We start from the raw sequence: 15,508 nt of genomic DNA on the forward strand, positions 1-15,508 counted from the left end.
CAACATAGTTATAAAAATTTCAAAAAACCGTATCTTGGCACGCTTTGAAATTAATATAATTATTTAATATAACAACTTATGTCTGAAGGAGAAAAGTTAATTCCTATTAACATAGAGGATGAAATGAAATCAGCTTACATCGATTATTCGATGTCAGTAATTGTATCACGAGCACTTCCGGATGTTAGAGATGGCTTGAAACCGGTACATCGAAGAGTTCTTTATGGAATGTATGATTTAGGTGTAACTTCAAGATCCGCACACAAGAAATCAGCAAGAATCGTAGGAGAGGTTCTGGGTAAGTATCACCCGCATGGTGATACCTCTGTTTACGACGCTATGGTGCGTATGGCTCAGGAGTGGAGTATGCGTTATTTATTAGTAGATGGTCAGGGTAACTTTGGTTCTGTCGATGGCGACAGTCCGGCAGCAATGCGTTATACTGAGGCAAGAATGCGTAAGATTTCGGAAGATATTATGGCAGATATCGAAAAAGAAACGGTTGATTTTCAACTAAACTTTGACGATACTTTATATGAGCCAAAAGTAATGCCAACCAGAGTTCCTACTTTATTGGTAAACGGAGCAACAGGTATTGCAGTTGGTATGGCTACTAATATGCCACCACACAATTTAACAGAAGTTATCAATGGTACATTAGCGTATCTGGATAATAACGATATTGAAGTTGACGAGTTAATGACACATATTAAAGCTCCTGATTTTCCAACAGGAGGTGTAATATATGGTTATGAAGGTGTTCGTGAAGCTTTTAAAACCGGTAGAGGACGTATTGTAATGCGTGCTAAAGTTGGTTTCGAAGAAGTAGACGGAAGAGAATGTATTATTGTTACTGAAATTCCGTACCAAATTAATAAAGCCGAAATGATCAAACGTACGGCTGATTTGGTTAATGACAAAAAAATCGAGGGTATTGCTAACATTCGTGACGAATCGGATAGAACTGGTATGCGTATCGTGTATATCCTGAAACGTGATGCTACGCCAAACGTAGTTTTGAATACCTTATATAAATACACTTCATTGCAGTCTTCTTTCAGTGTAAACAATATTGCATTGGTGAAAGGTCGTCCTCAAATGTTGAATCTGAAAGATATGATTCACTATTTTATTGAGCACCGTCACGATGTAGTAGTTCGCAGAACACAGTTTGAATTGCGTAAAGCTGAAGAAAGAGCACATATTTTAGAAGGATTAATTATTGCTTCTGATAATATCGACGAAGTAATTGCGATCATTAGAGGATCTAAAAATACAGAAGAAGCTCGTGAAAAATTAATCGAAAGATTTAGTTTGTCAGATATTCAGGCTCGCGCAATTGTAGAAATGCGTTTGCGTCAGTTGACTGGTCTGGAGCAGGATAAGTTAAGAGCTGAGTTTGAAGAATTAATGAAATTAATAGAGCATTTGAAAGCTTTATTGGCAGATGTAGATCTAAGAACCAACTTAATTAAAGAAGAACTGGAAGAAATTCGTGAGAAATACGGAGATGAGCGTCGTTCTACTATAGAATATTCAGGTGGTGATGTAAGTATAGAAGATTTAATTGCCGATGAGAATGTGGTGATTACCATTTCGCATGCAGGTTATATCAAACGTACTAACCTTACAGAGTACAAAACGCAAAACAGAGGTGGTGTTGGACAAAAAAGTGCAGGAACAAGAGATCAGGATTTCCTTGAGCATATGTTCGTTGCAACAAACCACCAATATATGATGTTCTTTACGCAAAAAGGAAAATGTTTCTGGATGCGCGTTTACGAAATTCCGGAAGGAAGCAAAACGGCAAAAGGTAGAGCAATCCAGAACTTGGTAAATATTGAAAGCGATGATAAAGTAAAAGCATTCATTTGTACACAAGATCTAAAAGACAAAGATTATATCAACAGTCATAATCTTGTAATGGTAACTAAACAAGGACAGGTTAAGAAAACATCTTTAGAGAAGTATTCTAAGCCTAGAGTAAATGGTGTTGCTGCTATTACAATTAAAGAAGGAGATGAGTTACTTGAAGCGAAATTAACAAATGGTGACAGCCAAATTATTCTGGCAGTGAAATCCGGTAAATTAGTTCGTTTTGAGGAAACTAAAACTCGTCCGATGGGTAGAACGGCTTCGGGAGTTCGTGGAATTACACTAAAAGATGATACCGATGAAGTAATTGGTATGGTTACAATCGACAGAGAGAATGTTAACGATTCGCAAATCTTAGTTGTTACAGAAAACGGATACGGAAAACGTACTAAATTAGTAGACGATGACGGTGAGGATGTTTACAGAATTACAAACCGTGGAGGAAAAGGAGTTAAAACTCTTAATATCACGGAGAAAACAGGGAAATTGATTTCGATTAATGCTGTAACCGATGCAGATGATTTGATGATTATCAACAAGTCCGGATTAACAATCAGAATGGCAATTGAAGATTTACGTGTAATGGGTCGTGCAACGCAAGGTGTTCGATTGATTAACTTAAAAGGGAAAGATTCTATCGCTGCTGTTACAAAAGTAATGAAAGATGATGTGGCAGAAGTTGTTGTTGATGAAGACGGTAATGTTATAGAATCAGCTATAGAACGAGTTAAACCGGATATGGAAGTTCTTGAAGACGATACAGTAGTTGAAGACGATGACGAGGATGATACTGAAGAAGAAACAGAAGACGAAGATGATTCTGATGACGAAGAATCAGAAGATTAAGTAAACCACAAAAATTAAATTAAATATACAAATAGACTATTATGAAAAGTAAATATGTAATACTTGCGTCAGCATTACTGATTTCGGCAGCTACTTTTGCTCAAAAAGATCAGATTAAAAGTGCTGAAAAAGCATTAAAAGGCGGAGACGCTCAAGGGGCGATTGCAATACTAAAAGATGCTGAAAATTTAGTTGTTAATGCTAAAGAAGCTGAACAGGCACAATATTATTTTGTGCAAGGGAATGCTTATTTGGATTTGGCTAATAAAAAAGTTGAAGAAGGTAAAAACTTATCTCTTGCAGCAGATAGCTACAAAAAATTAATTGATATTGAAAAAGCATCAGGGAAGTTGAAATATTCTACTCAGGCTGCTACTTCAATTACACAAATTAAAGGGACTTTGATCAATTCGGCTATTGCTGATACACAGTCAAACAAACACGCTGCGGGTGCAAAGAAATTGTATGATGCATATTTGTTAGACAAGAAAGATACAATCAATTTGTATTATGCGGCTTCAACAGCAGTAAATGCTCAGGATTATGATGCTGCTTTACCAATGTATGAAGAGTTAAAAAAGGTTAATTTTTCCGGTAAAGGGACTAGTTACTTGGCTTTAAATAAGGCTACGGGTAACGAAGACGGGTTTAATAATGCTAACGAAAGAGATTTAGCTGTAAAATTAGGAACTCACGAAAAACCAAAAACAGAAGCAATTCCTTCTAAAAGAGGTGAGATCTATAAAAATCTTGCTTTAATCCTGGTTCAAAAAGGACGTATCGAAGATGCTAAAAAAGCGATTGTCGATGCTAGAAAAACAAACCCGGAAGATGCTTCTTTATTGTTAACAGAAGCGAACTTGTATCTTGAGACTAAGGATTTCGAGACTTACAAAAAATTGGTGAACGAAGCTTTGCAAAAAGATCCGAACAATGCAGATTTATTATTTAATTTAGGAGTAATCAGCAACAACGCAAAGAATCCTGCAGATGCTGAGAAATACTATTTGAAAGCGATCGAAATTAAACCGGACTATACAAACGCTTATCTTAACCTTGCTGCTTTAAAATTAGAAGCTGAGAAACCAATTATTGATGAAATGAATAAATTGGGTACTTCTGCAAAAGATATGAAGCGTTATGACGTTTTAAAAGCACAAAGAGAGTCTGTTTTCAAAGGAGTGATTCCATACCTTAAAAAAGCAAATGAATTAGATCCTAAAAATGAAGATGTTTCTAAAACATTATTAGGAGTTTACAAAGCATTAGAAATGACTGCTGAGGCAAAAGCTTTGAAAGCTACCATGTAAGATGTAAAAAGTAAAATGCGTATGCATAAAAAAAACCAAGGCTTAGCCTTGGTTTTTTTATTTATACCCGCCACCAATTGTCATTCAGAAGAATGAGGAATCACACAAGAAACTCCGTAAAGAGAATCACTAATCTTTGCCGAATTACTGGTGTGATTTCTCCTAAAGTCGAAATGACAAAGTAAGTGCTTACAGGAATTGACAATGGCAGAGAAGGTTGTTCTGCGAAATGGTTATTCATTACCCAATCAGAGCAACAGACAGCGTAATTGTAGTATTCAGTAATTTAGAAATTGGGCAAATCTCTTTTGCTTTTTTAGCAGTCGCCTCAAATTCTTCTGCTGAAATAGAAGGAACTTTTCCTTTTAAATCTAGATGAATCAAAGTTATTGTGCCATCTTCAAAAGTTACTGTCGCTTCTGTGGTTAAATCATCTGCGGTAAAACCTCCATCGTTAAGTAAAAAACTTAATTGCATTGTAAAACAGCCGGAATGAGCTGCCGCAATAAGTTCTTCAGGATTTGTTCCGACTCCGTCTGCAAATCTTGTTTTAAAAGATAATTGCGCATTGTCTAATGTAGTACTTTGTGTACTGATAGTTCCTTTTCCTTCCAGACCGGTTCCTTTCCAGTTGGCATTTGCTTTTCTTGTAAATTTCATGTCTGTAATTTGTTTAAATTTTGTTTGTTAAATATTTATAACGTTTATTATATGTTACAATTTAAATAGATGTCTCGTAGTTTTGTGTCATAAATTTATAGCTGTTTCCTTTGGATTTGTAGTTGTTTTTTTGTGCGCTTATCTTTGTAATTTGTTGATTTTTAATAGATAGCGAATAGTAAATATAGTTAATATTTTGCAGTTTTGTTTTACGATTTTATTATTTGAAAGTAAAGCATAAAAAAAAGGTGCAATGAATATTTTCATTACACCTTGTAGAATTGTGTTTTTAAACTCAAATTTTACTCTTGATTTAAGTTTCTTAACTGTTTTAGTTTATCTTTCCAGACTTCCAGACTTTCTTTATGTATAGCTATATTTTTGCGTACCTCAAGAACAATAGAATTCTCTTTCTTTGCATTTTTTGTATTAGTAAAAAACTGAATATTGTTCTCTAATTGGAAAATTTCATTTTGAACTTCTTCAATCTTACGCATTAAGAAAATCTTCTCATTGTCCAGTTTTCTCGTATCATTACTTTCCGATAGAGAATCTATTCGGTTAGAGAAACGCATCATTTCGGTTTCTTTTTTACTCAAACTTAATTTTTCGAAAAGAGCATCCAGAATTTTATTGAATTTTCCTTCAATGTGACGTCTTGAAAATGGTACTTTACCAAGACCTTTCCAGGTTTCGATATGTAATTTTATAGCGTCAAGATCTGTTTTGTGTTCTCCTGTAAGCTGGTAGGCTCTAAGAGTTTCTAAGTATGCTTTTTTGTTGTCGAAAGCAGCAACTTCATCACTGTTTTCTTCCGATTTGTGCTCTTTTAATTTGTCAAAATAATGATTACAGGCATCTTTAAAATCCTTCCAGATTTTATCAGAATACTTTTTAGGAACATGACCAATTTGTTTCCATTCTTCCTGAATTTGTTTCATAATCGGAGTAGTGGCAGTAAAATCAGTACTTTCCTGTAATTCTTTGGCTTTGGCTACAAGAGCCATTTTTTTATTTAGGTTGTCGTTTTGATCTTTTTTAATGTCTTTGTAAAAAGAATTTTTAAAAGAATTAAAATTTCTGACAGCCGTTTTAAAAGAAGCCCAGGTTTCTTCGTTTACTTCAGACGGAACTTTTCCTGCTGCAAAAAACTCATTTCTTAACGCTTCTACTTTTTGTATTTGTATCAGCCATTGCGAATGTGAGTTTACTTTTTCAGTACCTAAAACCTCTAATTTACCAATAATCTCTTTTTTAATTTCAAGATTTTGTTGCTCATTAGCTCTTAGGCTTTCAAATAAAAGTTCTCTTTTATCGTGAATTTTTTTAGTCAGTTCGCTAAACTTATTCCAGATCGTATCGCGGTGTTCTTTAGATACTGGTCCAATATCTTCTTTCCAGATTCGGTGAAGATCTTGTAATTCTCTAAAAGATTTACTGATATCGGTTTCGTTTACCAATTCTTCTACGCGAGCTATAATTTTTTGCTTTTGCTCCAGATTATATTTAAAATCTAAATCTCTGGCTTCGCGGTCTAAATGCAGATAGTCATAGAAATTCTCTACATGAAAATGATAGTTATTCCAAACGTGATTGTATTTGTCTTTTGGAATTGGTCCCGCATTTTTCCATCTTTCTCTTAAATCATTAAAATGTTTAAGCGTGTCTTTGATGTTTTCCTGTGGGTTTATAAGTTCTTTTAGCTCTTCAACTATAGCAAGTCGATTGTCTAAATTTGATTTTAAATTGGTCTGTAAATGTTTAAAATGAGCATTTCTTTTTTCTCTAAAAATAGAATAATATTCATCGAATTTAGATTTTAAAGGGGAATGGTATTCAAACTCTTCATTAGGATCTTGTTTAGAAGCGTTGAACTCTTCTTTTTTCTCCTCGATAAGATGATTGTATTGTAGTAAAAATGATTTTTTGATTTCTTCGATATGCTCTTTTACAGACATTGTTTTGTCTGTATTTACAAGCTTTTTCAATTCGTCAACAAGGGCGTCTAACGTAAAAGTGTCATAATCCTGCATAGGAATTTCATGACGCTCTTTTAGCGTTTCGTCTTCACTTTCTTCAGCGTTCGAATTTGTAATAGCATCTAATGCTTCCTGATGATCTGCTTCAGGAGTTTCGGATTCAATTTCAGTGTTTGAAACTAAATTTTCGGCTGCTGTTTCAGAATCAGATTCTTCAATAACATTATCTGGTGTAGAATCGCTAATCTCGATTCCTGGTTTTCCGTCTGCTTCTTGCAGGTTATCATTCTTTTCTTCTAACATTTCAAATGTATAAGGTTTTGGTTTTAAATATAGCGAAAGATAGTAAAGGTGTTTCTAAATACAAAATAAATCGTTTGTTTATACGCTATTTTTCGATGAAATCTATATTTATTGTTTTGTTTTAAGAATATGATATTCTTTTTTTGTTTGTTTTTTTTGAAATAAATTCAAAATTTAACCCTCTATATTTTTTAGAAAAATGCTATTAATGGATTATTTGGTTGTCAATTAACGGTTTTATTTGGTTTCTCTTTTTTTTGAAGAGTTATGACCTTTGTCAGAATAAGATTAAAAGAGCGGTCTCTAAACTGTAGTGGTATGATTTGTTTCTTCCAAAAGCAATGCCAGGTTGAAGACAGGCGAGGTTTGCAGGTGTATTTTTTGAGGTAAATTTGAGAAAAGCGTTGTTTGGAAATCTTTTTAAATCCGAATAGGATTATTGCTTACACAGCTGTAGTTCCTAATAGTATTAAGAATTGTTTGGCAGGACCTTTTTTTTAATTATAATAGATTTATATCGGTTGTTTCATTTTAACCGGAGATTAGGAACAGATTAATGATGAAAAAAGGCTTTAACCAAATCTTCAAAGAATTTGGTTAAAGCCTTTACGTTGGCTCTGAATAGCTTTTGGTTAAAAACGTAGACTATTCACGATTTATTTATTTATTTATTTATTCCAGATTTTCCATGCTTTTTCGGCTTGAAAAATAAGCATGTCATAACCATTTTTTATAATAGCACCTTGCTCTTTGGCATTTTTCAAAAACTGCGTTTCTGCCGGATTGTAGATTAAATCGTAAGCAATATGCTTAGGGGTGAAAAATTCATAAGGCAGGGTAGGGCAAGCTTCAATATTCGGGCTTGTTCCAACCGGAGTACAATTGATTATGATTTGAAAATTATCAAAGGTAGTGGCGTTGATTAAGTCGTAATCAATAATATTGTCTTTAGCTTCTCTTGAAACGAAGGTATACGGGATATCAAGCTCATCAAGAGCAAAAGCAACCCCTTTTGAGGCACCACCGGTACCTAAAATGAGTGCTTTTTTGTGATGTGGCTCTAATAGTGGTTTTAATGATTTCTTGAAACCGTAGTAATCTGTATTGTATCCTTTTAATTTTCCGCTTTTGGTAAATTTAATGGTATTAACAGCACCTATCAAAGTGGCTTTTTTTGAAAGTTTATCTAAAAAAGGAATGACTTGTTCTTTGTACGGAATTGTTACATTTAGTCCTTTTAGATCCGGATTATTTTTGATTAGTCCGGTGAAGTGATTGATTTCTGAAATATCAAAATTTTCATAGCTGTTGCCGGCAAAAACCTCATCCTTAAATTTTTCAGTAAAATATCCTTTCGAAAAAGAGTAACTAATATTGCGGCCCAATAAGCCAAAACGCTTTTTTAAAATATCCTTCATCATTGTTTCCTGTGTTTTTCAATATAATTTTTAACCATTTTTTTTGTCCAGACCACGGGGAACAAGTCTTCTATTAAGATGTAATTGTCAAAGTTTAAGCGTAAGCCATTGCTTAAGTGAAATTTAGCTTTTGTGTTATCCTGAATCATAAAATACAATCCGGCAAGACGATATTCGACTTCATTTTCCTCAGGGAAATATTCCGAAGCTTGTAACAAGGTTTGAATAGCACTTTCAAATTCACCTAAGAATTGAAGAATATCAACCCAAAACAACCAGGTATCTAAGGCGTAATCACCAAATTCTACTGCTTTTCTGTATCCAAATTCGGCTTCTTCAAAGAAGTTCATCTGTTTGTTTATTGTCGCATAACGTTTCCAGTACAAACGATTTTGATTGTCGATTGCGAGTGCTTTATTGACAAAGAATAAGGCTTTCTGGAAGTTTTTCTGACGAACATAAAAATCAGTGATAGCAATCCATCCTTTGTCTAAAAGCGGATCTTCATGTACAGTCTGATTGTAATATTGTAATGCTTTGGCTGAATTGCCCAGTTTTTCATGACATTTTCCGATACGTAACAAAGCATAAGAAGTTGCATCGTCTAATTCGATGGTACGGTTGTAGCTTTCGATAGCTTTGTCGTATTCTTTTAGACGTTCATAAGCTTTTGCCTTTTCCATAAAGGCACCAAGGAATTCATCGTCAATGATTGTTGCGTAATCAAAGGCGCGAATAGCATTTTCATATTCTTTTACACCATAGTGCAGACGACCTAACTGATGCCAGGCAATCTCGCTGTACGGGTTTTTGTTGATATAATCGTTAAGATATACAATGGCATCCTGATTTTGATCTAAAAACTCAAAACAATACACCACATTGTATAAAGCAGACTGATCTTCTAAATCTTCTTCAAGACATTTGATAAAACTGTCTTTTGCCATCTCAAGGTTATCCATAAAAAGATATTCCATTCCGATCAAGTTGTACACATCGGCGTAATCGTCTGTATATTGCAGGGCAATTTTAAGTAATTCTACCGCTTTTTCGTGTTGATCTCTCTTAGAACAAATATTGGCTTTCTGGATGTAAATTTCCTCGTTGTTAGGTTCAATTGCATACAACTCATTTAAAAGCTTTTCAGCAATATCGAGTTTGTCATCGTAAACCAGCATTTCTACTTGTACTAATTTTAAGCCTGTAGATTTAGGGTGTTGGTCTAATGCAAGTTTTAAGGCCTTTTTTGCTAAATTAGCCTTACCTATGTCTAAATAATGAAGAATAATTTCTTCAAATTCTTCAGAATCAAAAAAGAGCACTTTGTTTGTTTTTAACATCGACTCAAATTTGGATAGGGATAGGTTATAATCTTCTTCTTCGTTGCTTAATTGCATACTTTGTTTATTTGAAATTAGCCTGTTATAAAATTAGGCAACCATACTATTGTTGTGGGGAAAGGAGATTAATTGTTTTGAACAATTTAATTAACAATATGGACAGAATTCGTGTTCTGTTTATAATTGTATTGTTTTAATTTATAAACGAATACGGGATTCGTATTCTGAAATTTATTTGCAATCGGGGGTTTTTAGTTCCGGTGCCAGGAATACCCTTTTCTTTTTTGCAATCAAAAAAGAAAAGAGTAAACAGACAGTCGGATTAACTCCTTATTAAACTTCTTGTTCTTTTTTTAGTATTTCATCCATAACATTCAAAATCAGGGCACAACCTTCTTTTATTTCTTCTTCAGAAATGGTTAATGGCGGTGTTATTCTTATGGCGCATCCTTCAAACAGCAACCAGAATAAAATAAGCCCTTTGTCCTGACAATTCAAAATAACCTCATTCGTTATTTCGGCCGTTTCGGTCATGGCGGCAAGCATCAATCCTTTTCCTCTAACTTCCTTTATCAAAGGATGTACCAAAAGTGATCTGAAGAGTTTTTCTTTCTCCAAAGTCTCTTGCATGAGGTTTGTTTCGGTTAATTCCTGCAAAGTAGCCAGACAGGCTGACGCAATGACAGGGTGTCCTCCAAAAGTGGTAATATGTCCCAATTTTGGATTTTCGGTTAAAAGATCCATTTTTTCTGCCGAAGCGGTAAAAGCACCTACAGGCATTCCGCTTCCCATTCCTTTTCCCATTACGACAATATCCGGAACGACATCGTAGTTTTGAAAACCAAACAGTTTTCCGGTTCTTCCGAATCCGGGTTGAATTTCGTCTACGATCATCATGGCTCCAACCTCATCACAGCGTTTGCGGACTTTTTGAAGAAAATTGTCATGAGGTTCGATAAATCCGGCACCTCCCTGAATAGTCTCCAAAAGTATGGCAGCGGTACGTGTGGTTATCTTTTGTAAATCTTCTTCGCTGTTGAAAGTGATGAAATCAACATCAGGAAGCAACGGACGAAAGGCTTGTTTGCGCTCCTCAAAGCCCATAACACTCATTGAGCCCATCGTATTGCCATGATACGCATTATGACATGAAATAAGCTGACTACGTCCTGTCGTTCTTTTAGCTAATTTAAGCGCTCCTTCAATCGCTTCTGTACCTGAATTGACCAAATAGGTTTTATTTAGGGACTCAGGAAGCTGTGAAGCTAATAATTTGCAATATTCTACGGCAGGGCTTTGTGAATATTCACCATATACCATAACATGCGAATATTTGTCTAATTGGTCTTTTATGGCCTGATTGACTCTCGGATGCTGATGCCCCAATGTGCAGGCAGAAACTCCTGCAACAAAGTCTAAATATTTTTTATTGTTGGTATCGTATATGTAAGAGCCAATAGCATGCGAAACCTCCATCCCTAAAGGATTAGGAGAGGTTTGAGCCTGGTATTTTATAAAATCGGGATTCATTTTTTTTGAGGTTCTAAGTTGTTGAGTTTCTTAGGTTCTGAGTTTTAAAGGGTGAAGTCTGAAATCTAAAGTTTTAGGTTTCATGTTTCATGTTTCAAGTTTCAAGTTTCAAGTTTAATGTTTCAAGTTTAATGTTTCAAGTTTAATGTTTCACATTTTACATTTTACATTTCACATCTCACGTTACTGAGAACTGCGACTGAAAACTACTTCTTCTCCTTATCTTTAGTCTTCGTCTTTACCTGAGGTTTCTTTTTGTCATAGTTTAATGTTTCCTTCCTGATTTTCATGGGAACATTTTCTTTGGCATCTTCTGCTTTTCCTTGTTTGACTAATTTATCATTGAGTTCATTTTCTTCGGGAGGAAAGATATCGTCTTTAGATTTTATTCGTTCATCGCCCCTCCAGACCAGACCTCTTAGTTTACGGGCATTTTCGGGCAAATCGGCCTCGGGGTAAATGTCACCGTCGACTTTGTTGAAAAAGGTAATGGTTTCGACAGCATTATTGTCCAAAATCATATTGATTTTACTACTCACATTTTTGTTGATCCCAATAAGTTCGTGGGCGTCATTTCGCATGTAATAAATAACTTCGGTATTTTTTATAACGTCGACATCATGTAGTTTCCCTTCCCGGAATTTTCCAAATAAATTAATACCCTTGACCTGATTATAACCCGTTCCGAGAGTGTCCCGCGAGACCATAAAGGTATTATTGAGAACTTTTAAGGAATCTATTTTTCTGGTGGTATTATCGCCAATTAAATGCATTACATCTCCGGTAATCTGACTTTCGCCATTCCAGAGAATCGGATTTCCGATCAGCTTTGTTAATGCGCTTTTGGAATTAGAATGAATAGAATCGCATTTTCCGCTCATATCTGTTTTATAAAACCGTACATTATTGTAGGCTCTAAGAATTCGCTCGCCTTCTTTACCGGTCACCATCAGTTTTTTTCCATGTATATAAACCGAATCATTATCTACAAAGTTAACGGCAACAGCTCTTTTGGTTACAAACATAGAATCTTTAAGTTTGAAGACTTCTGCGTAATGTCCTTTTACGATTCCGCGATTTATAGAATCTGTGATCTTTACATTCCGCGTTGCCGATGCGAATTCGGTATTGCGGTTGTAAAACAAACTATCGCCTTCTATAAGCCGGTCGTCGTATTTTATATACGATTTTCGCAGTAAATGCGCCAGGTTTTTCTTGGTATCATAAAAACCATTTTCGGTATAGATGTAATTGGTTTTACTGGTAATGGTTGACGGGCCAAATAAATAACTGTGTCCCGAGTTGCTGTAATAATCCAGATGATTTGATTTTATTACGTATTTCGGATTTGTAAGTGTTACAGCCGTTAAAAACTTAAACTTTTTCTCGGTTACGTAATATCGGCCTGATTTACTGACCAAAGTGTTGTCTTTGTTGATGATAGTTCCTTTTGTATTATAAAAAACTTCCTGTACATTTCGATCAAAATTGATTGTATCAGTCTGTAAAGTAGCATCGGGAGAAGTCATAACAGCATTTCCTGTAGCAAAAGCTTTCTTCATATTACCATTGTATTCGGCATATTTACTGTTGAGATAAAGGGTATCTCCTTGTACTAATTGTACATTTCCAAACGCTTTGAGGTAATTTTCTTTTTGAAAAAAATAAGCTTTATTGCAGGTTAAAACTACGCCATCATGATTTACCTTCACATTTCCGGTTAACAAAAGCGCATCCGGCATTAATACCTGATCGACATCAGAATAATCAGCATTCTCGACAATGATTTTTTTTGGTGCTTGTGCAAAAATGCTTTGAACACTTAAAAGAAGCAAACAATAAGATATGAAAAGGAATGAGTTCTTCAATGGATTAAATTTTTGTCAAATTTATGAAAAAGGTTACAACCTTTGCGGATATTAGGATTAATTTATAGTTCCTAAATTTCATTCGGTGTTAAGCCTGTTTGGAAGGTTTAAATTATCAACAAAAAAAGCTACTCTTTCGTTGTAGTTTCCTTTTTTGAACCAGAAATGGTATAAATTGATTTGAAGTCTTTCTTGAAGTTTAAAAATTAGCTTAAATTTAAAAAATGGTTTCTAGAGGATTGAGCTACTCTTTCTGTTTAGGGGACGAATCAGTTTATAAAATCAATATGATAAAGCAAAGAATTTTTGTTGCGGGACTGGCCGTGACAATGCTGTTTTCGGCATGTAAAACAAAAGATCTAAAAATGAGCGAAAAGAAAGAAGAAGTTGCTACAGATAAGAAAGTTGTCGTGTATCAGGTTTTTACACGTTTATTTGGAAACAAAAACACTACCAACAAGCCCTGGGGAACCATTGAAGAGAATGGTGTTGGGAAATTTGATGATTTTACAGAAAAAGCGCTGCATGAAATTAAAGATCTGGGAGTTACCTATATTTGGTATACAGGAGTTCCGCACCACGCTTTAGTTCGCGATTATACCGCTTATGGAATTTCAAACGATGATCCTGAGGTCGTAAAAGGAAGAGCAGGTTCTCCATATGCAGTAAAAGATTATTACAATGTAAATCCTGATTTAGCAGTAAATCCTGCAAACAGGTTACAGGAATTTGAAGCTTTGATTGCGAGAACGCATAAAGCTGGTCTAAAAGTAATTATTGATATAGTGCCCAATCATATTGCCCGAAAATACGAAGGGAAAAGCAATCCGGAGGGTGTTCGTGATTTTGGTGCCGACGATAACACACAGGTTGAATATGATAAAAACAATAATTTCTATTATATACCGAATCAGCATTTTCAGATTCCTGATGGCGATATTCCGCTTAATGGAGAAAAAAATGCGCTCGTTGATGGTATTTTTGATGAAGATCCGGCAAAATGGACGGGTAATGGTTCGCGTAAAATAAAACCGGATCAGAACGATTGGTACGAAACTGTAAAGGTGAATTATGGAGTTCGTCCCGATGGAGCAAAGGATTTTGCAGAACTTCCGAGTGGTTTTGATCAGAAATCGTATCAGGAGCATTTTAACTTTTGGCAGGACAAGGAGGTACCGGATTCGTGGAAGAAATTTAAGTCTATTGCTTTGTATTGGGCAGCAAAAGGAGTGGATGGTTTTCGCTATGACATGGCTGAAATGGTTCCGTACGAATTTTGGAGTTATATGAATTCGGCGATTAAGATGAAAAATCCAAATGCTTTTTTATTGGCCGAAGTGTATAATCCGAACGAATATCGTAATTATATCCGTTTGGGGAAAATGGATTATTTGTATGATAAAGTAGAAACCTATGATAAGTTAAAAGATATCATTCGCGGTAAATCTTCAACGGATGGTTTGTCGAATATTCAAAGCGGAATGGCGGATATCGAACATCATATGTTGCACTTTTTAGACAATCATGACGAACAGCGCCTCGCAAGTCCTGAGTTTGCAGGAACTCCCGAAAGAGGAAAGCCTTTAATGGTTGTTTCTACTACCATCAGCACGTCACCGACAATGGTGTACTTTGGACAGGAAGTAGGAGAGGCTGGGAATGAAAATGCCGGTTTCGGAACACGCTCCCGAACTTCAATTTTTGATTATATCGGCGTTCCAAATCATCAGCGATGGATGAATGGAGGGAAATTTGACGGCGGACAACTTTCGGAATCAGAAAAGAATCTCCGCGATTTTTATAAAAGGTTGTTGAATTTTTCAATTAACAGTTCGGCTTTGATGGGAAGTTTTCAGGAAATTCATTCGGCGAATCGTCAGAACAGTGTCGGTTATACCGATTTGATTTATTCTTATGTTCGCTGGTCAGATACACAAAAGTTGATTGTTGTGGCTAATTTTTCTTCAGATAAAACCAGTGAGTTCGAATTGAAAGTCCCTGCGGAGGTGATTTCAAAATGGAAGTTAAAAGATGGTTCTTATGAACTCTTAGATCAGTTGTATCTTAAAAATAAAACGTCTCTGATTGTAAAGAATGGAGAAGGAGTAGCACGAGTAAAAATAATGCCTTCGGAGTCATTTATTTATGAAGTGAAATAAAAAGGTAACCGGGGATCGAGACGGCTTCGCTTTTTTTTCCACGAATTGTTTGTTTTTTGTCATTCCGAAGAATGAGGAATCACATTATTGGCTCACGTCCAATTGGGGGTGTTTTCTCCTTCGTCGAAAATGTAAAGGTTACTTATTTCGGTAACAAAATTTAATTTTAATAAATTTTGTTACGATGAGAAATAATAGTCAGGATTCCACTTTAGAGCGA

9 protein-coding genes are annotated in these 15,508 nt (G+C 35.2%); 3 read left to right on the forward strand and 6 right to left on the reverse strand.

Annotation, left to right across the window (positions count from 1 at the left end; translation table 11 throughout):
• The first annotated feature begins 78 nt into the window (after positions 1-78).
• Positions 79-2,721: a DNA gyrase subunit A gene (gyrA, locus tag G3A47_RS17090; RefSeq protein WP_166924562.1), complete on the forward strand. Its 2,643-nt coding sequence runs from the start codon at positions 79-81 to the stop codon at positions 2,719-2,721.
• Positions 2,722-2,762: 41 nt separating this feature from the next.
• On the forward strand, positions 2,763-4,031 hold the full coding sequence (locus G3A47_RS17095) for a tetratricopeptide repeat protein (protein WP_166924564.1): 1,269 nt from the start codon (positions 2,763-2,765) through the stop codon (positions 4,029-4,031).
• A gap of 240 nt (positions 4,032-4,271) precedes the next feature.
• On the opposite strand, the gene G3A47_RS17100 is transcribed toward G3A47_RS17095, so the two are convergent.
• From G3A47_RS17100 to G3A47_RS17125, 6 genes are all read right to left on the reverse strand, one after another.
• Positions 4,272-4,691 (reverse strand): OsmC family protein, encoded by a 420-nt coding sequence (locus tag G3A47_RS17100; RefSeq protein WP_166924565.1) that lies wholly within the window; start codon positions 4,689-4,691, stop codon positions 4,272-4,274.
• Positions 4,692-4,993: 302 nt separating this feature from the next.
• Positions 4,994-6,973, reverse strand: a complete 1,980-nt coding sequence (locus G3A47_RS17105; RefSeq protein ID WP_166924567.1) for a DUF349 domain-containing protein — start codon at positions 6,971-6,973, stop codon at positions 4,994-4,996.
• 668 nt (positions 6,974-7,641) lie between these two features.
• Positions 7,642-8,391: a shikimate dehydrogenase family protein gene (locus tag G3A47_RS17110; RefSeq protein WP_166924581.1), complete on the reverse strand. Its 750-nt coding sequence runs from the start codon at positions 8,389-8,391 to the stop codon at positions 7,642-7,644.
• Positions 8,391-9,788 (reverse strand): tetratricopeptide repeat protein, encoded by a 1,398-nt coding sequence (locus G3A47_RS17115; RefSeq protein ID WP_166924569.1) that lies wholly within the window; start codon positions 9,786-9,788, stop codon positions 8,391-8,393. Before G3A47_RS17115 ends, G3A47_RS17110 begins: the two co-directional genes overlap by 1 nt.
• 276 nt (positions 9,789-10,064) lie before the next feature.
• A complete protein-coding gene (locus G3A47_RS17120; protein ID WP_166924571.1) occupies positions 10,065-11,261 on the reverse strand; it encodes an aspartate aminotransferase family protein in 1,197 nt (398 codons plus the stop codon).
• Positions 11,262-11,467: 206 nt separating this feature from the next.
• Complete coding sequence (locus tag G3A47_RS17125; protein WP_409994011.1) at positions 11,468-13,129, reverse strand: OstA-like protein; 1,662 nt, start codon at positions 13,127-13,129, stop codon at positions 11,468-11,470.
• Between the two features lie 287 nt (positions 13,130-13,416).
• Here G3A47_RS17125 and G3A47_RS17130 point away from each other — a divergent pair, with 287 nt between their 5' ends.
• Positions 13,417-15,288 (forward strand): alpha-amylase family glycosyl hydrolase, encoded by a 1,872-nt coding sequence (locus G3A47_RS17130; RefSeq protein WP_166924573.1) that lies wholly within the window; start codon positions 13,417-13,419, stop codon positions 15,286-15,288.
• Positions 15,289-15,508: the final 220 nt, after the last annotated feature.

The sequence above is a fragment of the Flavobacterium poyangense genome (assembly GCF_011751075.1).
GTDB lineage: Bacteria > Bacteroidota > Bacteroidia > Flavobacteriales > Flavobacteriaceae > Flavobacterium > Flavobacterium poyangense.